Origin of the sequence: Albidovulum litorale (assembly GCF_025751495.1) — a bacterium.
In the GTDB taxonomy this organism is placed as follows: Bacteria; Pseudomonadota; Alphaproteobacteria; order Rhodobacterales; family Rhodobacteraceae; genus Albidovulum; species Albidovulum litorale.
This window is the reverse complement of record NZ_JAOWKZ010000001.1, coordinates 949,871-963,548: the sequence shown is the minus strand read 5'-3', so window position 1 is coordinate 963,548 and position 13,678 is coordinate 949,871. Positions and strand designations below refer to the sequence as shown.

Genomic DNA, 13,678 nt, shown 5'->3' with positions numbered 1-13,678 from the left:
CAAGTCGATTGCGACCAGACATCGGGGGATCACTGAGATGACCGATCCGGCATTGGCCTTTGAGGCCCATGACCACAGGACCTGCGCGGGCGATGTGCTGACCCGGGCGGAGGCGATCAGCGGCGCGCGGCTGACGCCGGTTCGCCGACGTACATTGGAAATCCTGCTCGAATCGCACCGGGCAATGGGGGCCTATGAGGTTCTTGAAAAGCTCGCCGATGCCGGGTTCGGCAACCAGCCGCCGGTAGCGTACCGGGCACTCGACTATCTCGTCGATCAGGGCCTTGCGCATCGGATCCGGCGTCTGAATGCCTTCGCCGCCTGCATGCATCCGGGCGAGGCGCACAGTCCCGCCTTCCTCATCTGCAAATCCTGCGCCGCCGTGGCCGAGGCGCCGGCAGCGGCGATTCATGCCGCGCTGGGCAAGGCGGCCGCCGATATCGGCTTCACCGTGGAACGGGCGAATGTCGAGGCGCTTGGGCTGTGCCCCACCTGTGCGGAGACGGAATCGTGACGCTGATCGAGGCGCGGGGGCTCTGCGTTCAGCACGGTGCGGCGACCGTTCTGAAGGGCGTGAATTTCGCGATCCGGCCGGGCGAGATCGTGACCGTCGTTGGTCCGAACGGCTCGGGCAAGTCGACGCTGATCCGCGCGCTGATCGGGCTGGAGCCCGCTGCGGAAGGCGAGGTGATCCGCCGGGTCGGTCTTGGTATAGGCTATGTGCCGCAACGGCTGCATATCGACGCGGCCCTGCCGATGACGGTGGGCCGGTTCCTGTCGTTGCCGCGCCGGGTTCCGTTTGACGAGGCCGAGGCGGCTTTGGTCCGAACCGGCGTTCCGGGGCTGCGAGACCGGCAGATGGCAGGATTGTCCGGGGGACAGTTACAGCGCGTGCTGCTCGCGCGCGCGCTTCTGGCCCGGCCGGAGATTCTGATCCTCGACGAGCCGACTCAGGGCCTCGACCAGCCGGGCATCGCCGCCTTTTACCACCTGATCGAGGAGGTGCGGGCCGAGACGGGTGTCGCCGTGCTGATGGTCAGCCATGACCTGCATGTGGTGATGAGCGCCTCGGACCGGGTCATCTGCCTCAACGGTCATGTCTGCTGCGAGGGCGCGCCGCATGTCGTTTCGGCGGCGCCGGAATACCGCGCGCTGTTCGGGTTCGGGACGGGTGGGGCTCTGGCGCTTTACCGTCACGTTCATGACCATGATCACGATCACGGAGATGATCACGCGCACCATGGCCATGATCATGCGCACCGGCACGAGGACGAGCATGCCTGACGATTTCCTCATCCGCGCCGGCCTGGCCGGAATCGGCCTGATGCTGGCGGCCGGTCCGCTCGGGGCCTTCGTCGTCTGGCGGCGCATGGCCTATATGGGCGATGCGACCGCGCATGCGGCGATCCTTGGCGTGGCGCTGGCGCTGGCCGCCTCGCTGCCGGTCCTTGTCGGCACGATGATCGTGGCGCTGGCGATGGCACTGGCGGTCAACGGGCTGAGCGGGCGGGGGCGGGCGGCCGATACCGCGCTTGGTGTTCTGGCCCATTCGGCCCTTGCGCTTGGCCTTGTCGCGGTGTCCTTCCTGCCCTCGGTCAGGGCGGACCTGTCCTCGTATCTCTTCGGTGATGTGCTGACGGTGCGGTGGGGCGAACTGATCTGGATCTGGGTCGGATCGGGCGCGGTTATGGCCCTGATCCTGTGGCGTTGGGACGCGCTATTGACGGCAACGGTGAACGAGGAACTGGCGATGGCTTCGGGCCTCGACCCCCGGCGCGAAAAGCTGGTGCTGACGCTGGCGCTGGCACTGGTGGTCGCGGTGGCGCTGAAAATCGTCGGCGCGCTTCTGATCGCGGCAATGCTGATCATTCCCGCCGCGACGGCGCGGGCCTTTGCCCGCAGCCCCGAGGCGATGGCGCTTTTGTCCGTGCTGATCGGCGTTGCGGCGGTGATTGCCGGTCTTTGGGCCTCGCTTCACTTCGATACGCCCGCCGGGCCGTCAATTGTCGTGGCTGCCGCCGGGCTTTTCGCCGTCAGCCTTTTGCCCTGCCGCCACCGGGGCTAGAGTCTGAGATCGGTTGGCAGTAATTCGGGCAGGACGAAGCAGGGGCAGGCCATGGGAAATCATCTTTACGACGCCCTCTTCGGGCGGCACGAGGGGCGCGACGCCGATTTCCTGATCCTGCCGGACGGGGGGCGGGTCAGCCATGCCGCCTTTGCCGACCGCGCGGCGCGCTTCGCCGGGGCGCTGGTGGCCATGGGCCTTGGGTCCGGCGACCGGGTGGCGCTGCAACTGGAGAAAAGTCCCGACATGCTGGCGGTCATCGCCGGGGCGATCCGGGCGGGTGTCGTCTTTCTGCCGCTCAATACCGCCTATACCCCAGCCGAGGTCGCGTATTTCGTGGGTGATGCCGGGGCGAAACTCCTGCTCTGCGATGGCCGCGCCGAGGCAACCCTCGCCCCGGTCGCGGCGAAGGCGGGCGCACAGCTTGCGGTGCTGAACGCCGACGGGACGGGCAGTTTCGCCGAGGCTGCCGCGATGGCTGTTCCCGTGCCGGTGGTGGAGCGGAACGCGGACGACCTCGCGGCTTTGCTCTACACGTCAGGCACGACCGGAAGATCGAAAGGCGCGATGATGAGCCACGCGAACCTTCTGTCGAATGCCGAGGTGCTGGTAGATTACTGGCGCTTTACGGATCAGGACGTGCTGTTGCACGCCTTGCCGATCTTTCACACCCATGGCCTCTTCGTCGCGACGAATGTCGCGCTCTTGGCGGGCGCGCGCATGATCTTCCTGCCGAAATTCGACGCAAGCGAGGTGATCCGGCACTTGCCGCAGGCCACCACGATGATGGGGGTTCCGACCTTCTATACAAGGCTGCTGGACGATCCGCGTCTGACCCGCGATCTGGCGGCGAGGATGCGGCTTTTCATCTCCGGCTCGGCGCCCCTGCTGGCCGAGACGCACAGGCAATGGCAGACCCGGACCGGCCATGTCATCCTGGAACGCTACGGGATGACCGAAACCAATATGAACACGTCAAACCCCTATGAGGGCGACCGCCGCGCAGGCACCGTGGGGTTCCCTCTGCCGGGCGTGGAGGTGAAGGTCTGCGATGCATCGGGTGTGGATCTGCCGGCGGGGGAGATCGGCACGATCGAGTTGCGCGGCCCGAACGTCTTTCAGGGCTACTGGAACATGCCGGAAAAGACCGCCGAGGAACTCAGATCCGACGGGTTCTTCATCACCGGCGATCTGGGGATGGTGGATGCAGACGGCTATGTCACCATCGTCGGTCGGGGCAAGGACCTGATCATCTCGGGCGGCTTCAACATCTACCCGAAAGAGGTCGAACTGGTGCTTGATGCGCTGCCGGGCGTTCTGGAAAGCGCCGTGATCGGCGCGCCGCATCCTGATTTCGGCGAAGCAGTGGTGGCGGTCGTGGTGCCGGAACCCGATGCCTTGCTTGATCCGCAGGCGATCCGCGCGGCGCTTGGGCAAAGCCTCGCGAAGTTCAAGCAGCCGAAGCATATCGCGTTCCGCGATACACTGCCCCGCAACACGATGGGCAAGGTTCAGAAAGCCGCGCTGCGCGAGGACTTCAAGGGCATCTTCGCGCCCTGAACTTCTTCTGTTCGAAAATACTCCGGGGTCGTCCATTGGTGCGCCATTGGTTCGAGAACCAATGGACGACGGGCAGCGCCCCGGAAGGCTTGGTCAGCGCCCGACGCCGGAATAGGCCTCGAACCCCGCTGCCTCAGCATCCTTCGGCGAATAGATGTTCCGCAGATCGGCCATGCGGGCGGTCTTCATCGTGCCGCCAAGACGGGCGAGATCGAGGGCCCGGAACTCGTTCCATTCGGTGAGGATCACCACCACATCCGCGCCCTTCGCGGCGGCATAGGCATCCTCCATCCAGGTTACGCCCGGCAGGAGGCTTTCACCCTCGCGTCTGCCTTGAGGGTCGACCACGCGGACCCTGGCGCCGTTGCCGACCAGGGCGGGCACGATGGTCAGCGAGGGCGCGTCGCGCATGTCATCGGTATTGGGTTTGAAGGTCACACCCAGAACCGCCACGGTCTTGCCGTTCACCGAACCGTCGCAGAGGTCCATGACCTTCTCGATCATCCGCCGCTTGATCTCGTCATTGACCTTGATGACCGTCTCGACGATCTGCATGGGTGCTGCATGTTCCTGCCCGATCCGGGCGAGTGCGGAAGTGTCCTTCGGGAAGCACGATCCGCCATAGCCGGGGCCTGCATGGAGGAACTTGTTGCCGATCCGGTTGTCGAGGCCCATGCCCTTCGACACCTGTTTCACATCCGCGCCGACCTTTTCGCAAAGCCGGGCGATTTCGTTGATGAAGGTGATCTTGGTCGCGAGAAAGGCATTCGCCGCGTATTTGATCATCTCGGCGGTTTCGAGATCGGTGTAGAGGATCGGAAAGTCGCGCAGGAAGAGCGGGCGGTAGATCTCGCCCATGACCTTTTTCGCGCGATCCGAGGTGACGCCGACGACCACGCGGTCGGGGCGCATGAAATCGTCGATCGCGGCACCTTCACGCAGGAATTCGGGGTTGGAGGCCACGTCAAACTCGGCCTCGGGCGATGTCTTCTCGATCACCGCACGGACGGCGGCATTGGTGCCGACCGGCACGGTCGATTTGGTGACGATGACGGCATAGCCGGTCAGGGCCCGGCCGATTTCCTCAGCCGCCGCCATCACATAGGTGAGGTCGGCATGGCCGTCACCGCGCCGCGTCGGCGTGCCGACGGCGATAAAGACCGCATCCGCCCCGTCGACAGCCGCATTCAGGTCGCCGGTGAAGGTAAGCCGCCCTGCGGCGACGTTCCGGGCCATCAGCACATCGAGACCGGGTTCGTAGATCGGCACGTCTCCGCGCAAAAGCATCTCCACCTTGCGCGGGTCCTTGTCGACACAGGTCACTTCATGTCCGAAGTCGGACAGGCATACACCCGAGACGAGGCCGACATAGCCGGTTCCGATCATTGCGATTTTCATGAATGAACCCTCGACAAATACAGTGCGACGACATGGAACGATCCCCCGCCCCCTGTCAACGCCCCGGCCCGAAAACGGCATGGCCGGGCCACGTTATTGCCAAAGTTTCATGCACAGTGACCCATGCGCTGCCGCGTTGTATCGAGCAATGAGGGGGATGATGCGAAATCTTGCTGCCAAAGCACTGTTGAGTGCCGCCATTGCCCTGACGCTTGCCGCTGGCGCGGCTGAGGCCTGTTCGCGCAACATGCCCAAAGGGGCAGAGACGATGATCAAGGCGAATGCGCGGATCGACCAGGGCCTTGCGGACAAGGCGATTCTGGCCGAACTCAACTATCACCGCTGCAAGAAGGGGCTGCATGAGCTGAAGCAGGCCACCGGACTGCGCAAAGTCGCGGGAACCCATGCGAAGTGGATGGCGCGGTCGCAACAATTGTCACACCGCTCGACGGTTGCGGGGCAGGCCACCGCAGCCGCGCGGCTGAAATCCTCCGGCATCCGGTTCCGTGCAGGGTCCGAGAACATTGGCTATATCGCCCGGTATCAGCTTGATGGTCGCCGGTTTCTGATCCGTGACCGGGCGAATTGCGGTTTCGCCACGAATGGCGGCCAGATGATTCCGCCGCACAGCTATGCCTCGATGGCGCGGACCATTGTGGATCTGTGGATGGGGTCGCCGAAGCACCGGCGCAACATCCTTGACCGCAAGGTCACGCAGGTCGGATCCGCAGTCGGCTTCGACCCGAGATCGGAATATTGCGGTCGGCTTTATGTTTCGCAAAGCTTTGCCGGGTAAGGCTGGCGGCAATGCAACAGCCAAGTCACAATCCGCCGAATCGGCAAATTCTGCTTTTCTTCACGCCATGATTGTGTTTCGCTTTAATCAATAATGGCGCCGCGCGCTTACGTATCTGAAACCGGAGAACTGAGATGAAAAAAGTTATGACCATTGCCGTTGTGCTTGGCCTTTCGGCTGGTACGGCATTCGCTGGCGGTATGTCCGACCCGATGGTTGAAGGCGAACCGATCGTTGCCGGCCCGGCGGGTTCGGGCAATGGCGCCCTGATCGGCGGTCTGCTGCTGCTTGGCATCGCGGCTGCTGCGGCAAGCTCGTCTTCGGGCACCTGATCGCCTGACTGCGACTGAATAATTCAGAAAGGCCGGGCGGTTCACTGCCCGGCCTTTTGCTTTGGGCGCGGCGTCGGTTCTGGCGGGTCAGTGCCTTTCAAAGACCACGTCTCCGCCGACCATGGTCAAATCGACATTCGTGCCACCGATTTCGTAGGCCGGGCAGGTGAAGATATCGCGGTCGAGTACGATCAGGTCTGCCGCTTTGCCGATCGCAAGGGAGCCGGTTTCAGTCGATCTCCAGGCGGCTGCTGCGGCTTCGGTCGTGTAGCCCGCGACCGCTTCCATCCGCGTGATGCGCTCTTCCGGTACGAAGGGTGGCACCTTGCCCTCGGCCGCGGGGGGCTGGCGGGTCACGGCGGTTTCGATGATCTCGAACGGGTTGAGGGTGGAGACGCCCCAATCACTGGACAAGGCCATCGCAGCGCCGCCATCGAGCAGGGACCGGAACGCATAGATCCAGCGACTGCGGTCGTTGCCGACCATCGGCACGGCGACATCGGTCACCGATGGCTCGCTCCGGGCCCAGAGCGGCTGGACATTGGCCATGACCCCGAGCGACCGGAAGCGCGGAATATCGGCGGGGTCAAGAAACTGGATATGGGCGATCTGGTGCAGAGACGGCCAGTCGCCATTCGCGATTCGCGCCGCTTCGCAACCATCGAGCGCGGCCCGCACCGCCATGTCGCCGATGGCATGGACGTGGATCTGGAAGCGCGCGGCGTCGAAGGCCGTGAACATCTCGTTGATCTGGGCGGGCGTGAACATCAGGGGCGCGTTGCCGCCCTCGGCGTCCGAATAGGGCGCGATCATAGCGGCCGTCCGGTTCTCGACGACGCCATCGAGGAAGAACTTGGCCGAATGCACCTTGAAGCGCGGCCCCCTCGCGCTGGCGCGGAAGGCGGTCAGACGCTCGACCGCGCCTTCTGTCGTGTCGAACGCGTTGACAAGCGAGGTTGCCGCAACCCGCAATGTCAGCTCCCCCGCCGCTTCCAGCGCGCGGTAGACGCGGACATGGCGCTCCTCCACCTTGGCGTCGATGACGCCGGTGATGCCATGGCGGTGCGCGAGTGCCTGCGCCCATTTCACGCCCGCGGCAAAGTCGGCGTCGGAGGGGTGAGGCATACGGCTTTCGGCCCACATGACCGCGTTTTCGTAGAGCATGCCGGTGGGCTCGCCCCTGGCATCCGTAACGAAATGGCCGTTCTGCGGATCGGGCGTTCCGGGTTCGAGCCCGACCGCCTTGCAGCCGAGCGTATTCATGCAACCGTTATGCCCGTCCGAGGCGACGATCAGGCAGGGCCGGTCGGGAACGGCGCGGTCGAGCAGGTGGCGGTCGAGGTTCTGCGCGGTGAAGATGCCGGAATACCAGCCGGTGCCATTGACCCATGGCCGGGAGTGCGTTTTCGCGAAGGCCGACAAAGTCGCCACGATATCGTCCTGGCTGCGCGCGGCCGAAAGATCGGCGTTCTGGCTGTAGTCCTGTCCGCTGTCCTGAAGATGGATATGGGTGTCCTGAAAGCCCGGCAGCACCAGTCGCCCGCCAGCGTCGATCACACGAGTGGAAGAGTGCGCCAGATCCCGGATATCGGCACTGGTCCCCAGTGCGATAACGCGCCCGTTCCGGACAGCCAGCGCCTCGGCATAGGGGATCGCCCCGTCCATCGTGACGATGCGCGCATTGATGACAATCAGGTCAGCGGAATGATGAGCGGCAACGGTCATTCAGGTTTGCGTGCTCTGAGATGGGTCGGGCAATGTTCGCCGCTGTCGAGGACGGGGATCATCCTTTGCCAGATGCCAATATTGTCATCCACGAAATCCTGCCCGACCAGCTTGGCCGCCGCCTGCCCGACCGGGCCCTGGAGGCGGTCAAGTTCTGACCGTGCCGTATCGCGGTACCAGAGGTTGCGGCTGGTAATCGTGATGTCGGTAAACCCCGCTTCATTCATGGCTTCGCGGTAGCGGCCGGGCGAGGCCATGCCGAAATCGAGCCCCTCGGCGGCGATATAGGCGGCCATCTCGGCGCTTGGCGCGCCGTCATGGCCGATCAGCCAGTCGGAAGCGATGAACCATCCCCCGGGGCGCAGCACGCGGAAGACCTCGCGCATGAGGGCGTGCTTGTCGGGGATATGGACGATGGAATCCTTGGAAAAGACGATGTCGAAGGTGGAGGGCGGGAAGGGCAGGGGACCGGGCGCGACCTTCAGGCAGCCGATGCGATCCGACAGCCCGGCGTCCGAGATCACTTCGCGGGCGCGGGTCAGCACGGTGTCCTCGACGTCGATCCCGGTGACGTATCCCGCGCCATGGTTGCCGATGAGCGCGACGTCGATCCCGCCTGCACCGCAACCGATGTCAAGAATGGCCTTGCCGCCAAGATCCATTCCGGCAACGACCCGGCCGACCTCGTCCGGGCCGCCCGGGGACAGGAACCCCGTGCCCCAGAGAGCCTCGAGCATGTCGATCAGGCGCCTGTGATAAAGCTCGCCACCTTCCGCTTCCATGTCCCCGTCCTCCCTCTCTTGTCTGTATCTGGGTCAGGCGCTGATTTTCAGACGTTCAAGCGCGTCCCAGTCCGTGGCCGCGATGATCTGCGCGGGTTCGTTCACGTCGCGCGTCCAGCAATAGATGCACAGGAACGGAACCGGGCCCACCTTGGTCAGATGCGGCTGGCCGGGCTCGTTCCAGACCGGTTCATGCGCGGGTTTGACGGCGATTGGTCCCTCCGGCGCGAAGCGCCAGCCATGCGGTCCGGTCAGGGGTGCATAAAGCTCTGGCGCGGGATGCGCGTGGTCGCGGTAGAGCAGACCGGGCGCGATCAGGAAAAGGCCGAGATCGAAGTCGTCGGCGGCAATCGCGCCCTCTCCGATCAGCGAGGTATAGGCGTGGCCGGCGTTGAAAGCGGTGCCGATCTGTTCCGGGGGGTAGCTGTCATAGACGCGCCAGCACAGATGCGGTTCGGCCATTTCGATCGCGGTGGCAAGGGCAGGGTGACTGTCGGTGAGTGCCGCAAGCGCTGCGGGCAGATGGGCGCGGACGGTCGCGTCCGGGCCGCGTGGTTCAGACCGCACGGGACCATCGCGGAGGGCAGCCAGTCCGGCGCGGGATTCTGCGATACCGGCACCGGGGAGGGTCGCGAGATAGCGGTCGACCTCATCCAGCAGAAGGCGCAATGCCTGCTCGCGGTTCAGATCGGGCGGAGGGGGCAGGTTCGGTGCAAGACCGCGCGTCGCCATGAGTGCCGCGGGGTCGTCACCATCGCGCGCCGAGCAGATGCGGTAGACCTCAAGGGCCTCGGATGACAGCAGACCCTTGCAGTTGAAGTACATCGCGGCGGCATAACGCACGCGCCCCGAACCCGGCTGTCCAAGCGCGGCGTAAAGGTCGACACGTGCGCGCGCATCGTCCCGTGCGGTCATTGGTTGGCCTGATAGGCAAGCTGGATGTCAAGCTCGCGGCGCTTTTCCGCGCGGTTCAGGAGCCAGCCCGCGGTAAAGACCCCAATGCCCACGATCACCACCGTGATCGTCGCCAGAGCATTGATATCAGGCGTGACGCCAAGCTTGACCTTCGACCAGATCAGGATCGGCAGGGTCGTCGTGCCCGGCCCGGTGGTGAAGTTCGTGATAACCACATCGTCGAGCGAGATGGTGAAGGCCAGAAGCCAGCCCGACAGGATTGCAGGGGAGATGACCGGCAGCGTGATGTCCTTCATCACCTGCCATGGGCGGCTGCCCAGATCCATCGCGGCCTCTTCAATGGCCTCATCGGCTTGGACGAGGCGGGAATGGACGATGGTCGTGACGAAGACCATTGAGAAGGTGATGTGGGCCAGCGTCACCGTGGTGAAGCCGCGCGTCGCGGGCCAGCCGATATATTCGGCCATCAGTATGAAGAGCATGAGCGAGGCGATGCCGGTGATCACTTCGGGCATGACGAGCGGGGCGGTCACGAGACCGGAAAACAAGGTGCGTCCCCGGAACCTCTTGAACCGCGCCATCGCGATGCCCGCCATGGTGCCGAGGATCGTTGCGACCGTGGCGCTGAGGACCGCGATCTCCAAGGACAGGATTACCGCCTTCAGGACCTGCCGGTTGGACAGCAGCGAGATGTACCACTTGGTGGAGAACCCGCCCCAGACGGTCGCCAGCCGCGATCCGTTGAACGAATAGACCATCATCGAAATGATCGGGATGTAGAAGAAAGCGAATCCGAAGCAGAGCATCGTGATCAGGAAGACGGGTCGGCGGTTCATGTTGCCTCCTTCTGCGCTTTCTCATGCGCCTTGCCGTCGTAATAGGTGTAGATCATCAGCGGCACGACGAGGAGGAGGAGGAGCGCCACGGCCACTGCCGAGGCCATCGGCCAGTCCCGTGCCGAGGCGAATTCGTCGGAGATGACGCGGCCGATCATCGGCCGCGAGGAGGAGCCGACGAGCGAGGGGATGATCAGCTCGCCCGAGGCCGGGATGAACACCAGAAGCGATCCGGCGATGATACCCGGCACCGACAGGGGCAACGTCACGTCGCGGAAGACCTGGAACGGTTTCGATCCGAGGTCCATCGCCGCTTCGTTCAGCGAGATGTCGAGCTTTTCGAGATTGGCATAGAGCGGCAGGATCATGAACGGCAGGTAGGAATAGACCGTCACCAGCACGACCGCGAAGCCGGTATTCATCATCGGGATGTAGCGCAGCGCCATGTCGGACGGGACGATCCAGTTGTAGGCACCTGTCAGGAGCTTGTTGAACCAGCTGTTCGTGCCCATGAGCCCCATCCAAGCGTAGACCCGCAGAAGGAACGAGGTCCAGAACGGCAGGATCACCAGCATCAGGAGGACGTTGCGCCATGACCGGCTGACCCGCGTCAGGCCCAAAGCCATCGGATAGCCGATCATGAGGCACATCAAGGTTGCGAGCGTCGCGTTGCCGATGGAGTTCAGATAGGCGCGGATATAGAGATCGTCGCTGAACAGCCGCGCGTAGTGGTCGGTGTTCATCACCGGGTGGTCACCGCCGAAGGAGAAGGGCGGCGCCGTCGGGGTGCGCGTGGCGAAGCTCATCGCCATGACGATGATGAAGGGCAGAAGGAAGAACAGCGCCAGCCAGATATAGGGCGTGGCGATCGTGATCTTGATCCAGCCGCGCCGGTTGAACCATTTCCGCAATCTTGCAGAGCGTGACGAGAGGCTCATCGGATCAGTCCTTCAGCAGGATGGCCGACGAGGGGTCGAACGACAGCCAGACCGCGTCTTCCCAGTCCGCGACCCTCTCGTTTTCACCGACGCGCCGCGAGTTGACCGAGTTGATGGACAGCACGCGCCCGGATGGCAGTTCGATGCGGTAGAGCGAGTCCTTGCCGAAATAGGCGAGGTCGCGGACCTTGCCCGAAATGGCATTCGGCCCCTCGGGTTTCGAACGTGAGATCGTCAGCTTTTCGGGGCGGATCGCCAGTGTGATTGGCTGGCCGGGCGAAAGGCCAGGGATCGCGCGCGCCTCGACGGTCGCGCCAAGCTCTGGTGCGTCCACCGTCGCGACATCGTCGCGTACGTCCCGGATCGTCGCCTCGAAGAAGTTGATTGACCCGATGAACCCGGCGACGAGTTTCGAATTGGGGTATTCATAGACCTCGGTCGCGGTGCCGGTCTGCATGATCCGGCCCTTGTCCATGACCGCGAGACGCGACGACAGCGTCATCGCCTCTTCCTGATCATGGGTGACGACGATGAAGGTCGTGCCGGTCTTGTCCTGAATATCCATCAGTTCGAACTGCGTCGCCTCGCGCAGCTTCTTGTCGAGCGCGGCGAGCGGTTCGTCGAGCAAGAGAAGCTTCGGCTGCTTGGCGAGCGCGCGCGCCAGCGCAACGCGCTGCCGCTGGCCGCCGGAAATCTGGTGCGGCTTGCGGTGGGAAAAGTCGGAAAGCTGCACAAGCGCCAGCATCTCGCGCACCCGGTCTGCACGCTGGGACGCTGTCATGTCCATATGTTTCAGCCCGTAGGCGACGTTCTTTTCGACCGTCATATGGGGAAAGAGCGCATAGGACTGGAACATCATGTTCACCGGGCGCTCATAAGGGGGCAGGTCGGTCATGTCCTGCCCGTCGATAAAGATGCGGCCCTCGGTCGGGTCCTCGAACCCGGCGAGCATCCGCAGAAGCGTGGTCTTGCCGCAGCCCGAACCGCCGAGGAGAGAAAAGATCTCTCCCTTGCGGATTTCGAGGTTGACGGAGGAGACCGCCGTGAATGATCCGAACCGCTTCGTTACGCCTTCAACGCGAATGAAGGGCGGTTCCTTTTCGGCCAGCGCGGCGGCGCGCGGAAACTGCGCGACTTTCGCGCCAATATTCGTCGCAGGTTCGGACATCCAGACGGTCTCCTCCGGTGAGTGGTTGCCAGTGGAACCGGTTGGTTCAGCCCGACTTGATGTCCTGCCAGGCGCGGGTGATGGCCCGGTCCTGCTCTTCGCTGAACGGTTTCGGCGCCCACATCCGGCCGATCGTCTCGGCGTCGGGATAAACCGCCGGGTCGTCGAGGATTTCCTGCAGAACGAATTCGCGCGCGGGCACGTTGGCATTGGCGTAGTAGGTGTAGTTCGTGCATCCCGCAGCGACTTCGGGCTGCATCATGAAGTCGAGGAACTTGTACGCGTTCTCGCGGTTCGGCGAGTCCGAGGTGATGCACATCACATCGACCCAGGCCGGCGCACCGGTTTTCGGCACGAAATAGGCGAGGTTCATGTCGATCCCGGCCTCGGCCGCGCGGCCCGCCGCTGTCGCATAGTCGCCCGACCAGTTGTTGATCGCGCAAAGTTCGCCGTTCGGGATCGCGTTGAGGTAGTTCGTGTTGTCGAAGGTGCGGATGTACTGGCGGATCGGTTTAAACGCCTCGACCACCTTCTGGTAATCCTCGACATTCGTCGTGTCGCCGTCGAGCCCGAGATATTTCAGCACCATCAGCATGATGTCGGTCGGGCTGTCGAGGATCGAGATGCCGCAATCGGCGAGCTTCGCGGCATTCTCGGGATCAAAGATCAGATCCATCGAGGTCATGTCGGCATCGGGGATCCGTTCGTTCACCATGTCGACATTGTAGGTGAAGCCGACCGAGCCCCACATGTAAGGCATGCCGTATTTGTTGCCTTCATCCCAACCCGACAGGATGCGCAGGATTTCGGTGTCGAGATTGCCCCAGTTGGGCAGCAGGGACTTGTCAAGTTCTTCGTAGATCCCGGCGGCTATGGCGCGCGGCATGTCGATACCAGCATGGTCGACCACATCGTAGCCCGTCGATCCGGCAAGCATCTTGGCCTGCATCTCCTCGGCCGAGGAATAGGTGTCATAGACGACCCCGATGCCGGTCTGCGCTTCGAAATCGGCGAGCGTCGTCTCACCAATATAGTCCGCCCAGTTATAAACATTGACGGTGCCGGATTGTGCCCAGGACGGGCGCACATACGGCATTGCAAGGCCCGCTCCGAGCGTTGCAAGCGTTGTTCTTCTTGTCAGTTTGGTCATTGCTGATCTCCTC

The 13,678-nt window shown here is 63.6% G+C and carries 14 protein-coding genes; 6 read left to right on the top strand and 8 right to left on the bottom strand.

The window, feature by feature from the left end; all coding sequences use genetic code 11:
* Nucleotides 1-28: 28 nt before the first annotated feature.
* Genes OEZ71_RS04890 through OEZ71_RS04875 form a run of 4 tightly spaced genes read left to right on the top strand, consistent with a single transcriptional unit; the run spans nt 29 to nt 3,625 of the window.
* Nucleotides 29-514 (top strand): transcriptional repressor, encoded by a 486-nt coding sequence (locus tag OEZ71_RS04890; protein WP_412175608.1) that lies wholly within the window; start codon nt 29-31, stop codon nt 512-514.
* Nucleotides 511-1,284, top strand: coding sequence for a metal ABC transporter ATP-binding protein (locus OEZ71_RS04885; RefSeq protein WP_263738787.1), 774 nt, complete (start codon nt 511-513; stop codon nt 1,282-1,284). The genes OEZ71_RS04890 and OEZ71_RS04885 overlap by 4 nt, the downstream gene beginning before the upstream one ends.
* A complete protein-coding gene (locus tag OEZ71_RS04880) occupies nt 1,277-2,065 on the top strand; it encodes a metal ABC transporter permease (RefSeq protein ID WP_263739007.1) in 789 nt (262 codons plus the stop codon). Before OEZ71_RS04885 ends, OEZ71_RS04880 begins: the two co-directional genes overlap by 8 nt.
* Nucleotides 2,066-2,116: 51 nt before the next feature.
* Entirely contained in the window at nt 2,117-3,625 is a 1,509-nt protein-coding gene (locus OEZ71_RS04875; RefSeq protein ID WP_263738786.1) for a malonate--CoA ligase, read from the top strand.
* Nucleotides 3,626-3,718: 93 nt separating this feature from the next.
* Here the strand turns inward: OEZ71_RS04875 and OEZ71_RS04870 are convergent, their stop codons facing one another.
* Nucleotides 3,719-5,023 (bottom strand): UDP-glucose dehydrogenase family protein, encoded by a 1,305-nt coding sequence (locus tag OEZ71_RS04870; RefSeq protein WP_263738785.1) that lies wholly within the window; start codon nt 5,021-5,023, stop codon nt 3,719-3,721.
* Nucleotides 5,024-5,183: 160 nt separating this feature from the next.
* On the opposite strand from OEZ71_RS04870, the gene OEZ71_RS04865 reads away from it, so the two are divergent.
* Complete coding sequence (locus OEZ71_RS04865) at nt 5,184-5,819, top strand: CAP domain-containing protein (protein ID WP_263738784.1); 636 nt, start codon at nt 5,184-5,186, stop codon at nt 5,817-5,819.
* Nucleotides 5,820-5,953: 134 nt separating this feature from the next.
* A complete protein-coding gene (locus OEZ71_RS04860) occupies nt 5,954-6,151 on the top strand; it encodes a hypothetical protein (protein ID WP_263738783.1) in 198 nt (65 codons plus the stop codon).
* 87 nt (nt 6,152-6,238) lie between these two features.
* Here OEZ71_RS04860 and OEZ71_RS04855 read toward each other — a convergent pair whose 3' ends face one another.
* The 7 genes from OEZ71_RS04855 to OEZ71_RS04825 are packed head-to-tail and all read right to left on the bottom strand — an operon-like array spanning nt 6,239 to nt 13,665.
* A complete protein-coding gene (locus tag OEZ71_RS04855) occupies nt 6,239-7,876 on the bottom strand; it encodes an amidohydrolase (protein ID WP_263738782.1) in 1,638 nt (545 codons plus the stop codon).
* Nucleotides 7,873-8,658, bottom strand: a complete 786-nt coding sequence (locus OEZ71_RS04850) for a methyltransferase domain-containing protein (RefSeq protein ID WP_263738781.1) — start codon at nt 8,656-8,658, stop codon at nt 7,873-7,875. Before OEZ71_RS04850 ends, OEZ71_RS04855 begins: the two co-directional genes overlap by 4 nt.
* Before the next feature lie 33 nt (nt 8,659-8,691).
* The gene (locus OEZ71_RS04845; protein WP_263738780.1) at nt 8,692-9,573 is read right to left on the bottom strand and encodes a dimethylsulfoniopropionate lyase; all 882 of its coding nucleotides are present in this window, start codon (nt 9,571-9,573) and stop codon (nt 8,692-8,694) included.
* Nucleotides 9,570-10,409: an ABC transporter permease subunit gene (locus OEZ71_RS04840; protein WP_263738779.1), complete on the bottom strand. Its 840-nt coding sequence runs from the start codon at nt 10,407-10,409 to the stop codon at nt 9,570-9,572. Before OEZ71_RS04840 ends, OEZ71_RS04845 begins: the two co-directional genes overlap by 4 nt.
* On the bottom strand, nt 10,406-11,347 hold the full coding sequence (locus OEZ71_RS04835; protein WP_263738778.1) for an ABC transporter permease: 942 nt from the start codon (nt 11,345-11,347) through the stop codon (nt 10,406-10,408). Before OEZ71_RS04835 ends, OEZ71_RS04840 begins: the two co-directional genes overlap by 4 nt.
* Before the next feature lie 4 nt (nt 11,348-11,351).
* Nucleotides 11,352-12,515: an ABC transporter ATP-binding protein gene (locus OEZ71_RS04830; protein ID WP_263738777.1), complete on the bottom strand. Its 1,164-nt coding sequence runs from the start codon at nt 12,513-12,515 to the stop codon at nt 11,352-11,354.
* A gap of 46 nt (nt 12,516-12,561) precedes the next feature.
* Complete coding sequence (locus OEZ71_RS04825; RefSeq protein WP_263738776.1) at nt 12,562-13,665, bottom strand: polyamine ABC transporter substrate-binding protein; 1,104 nt, start codon at nt 13,663-13,665, stop codon at nt 12,562-12,564.
* Nucleotides 13,666-13,678 lie beyond the last annotated feature (13 nt).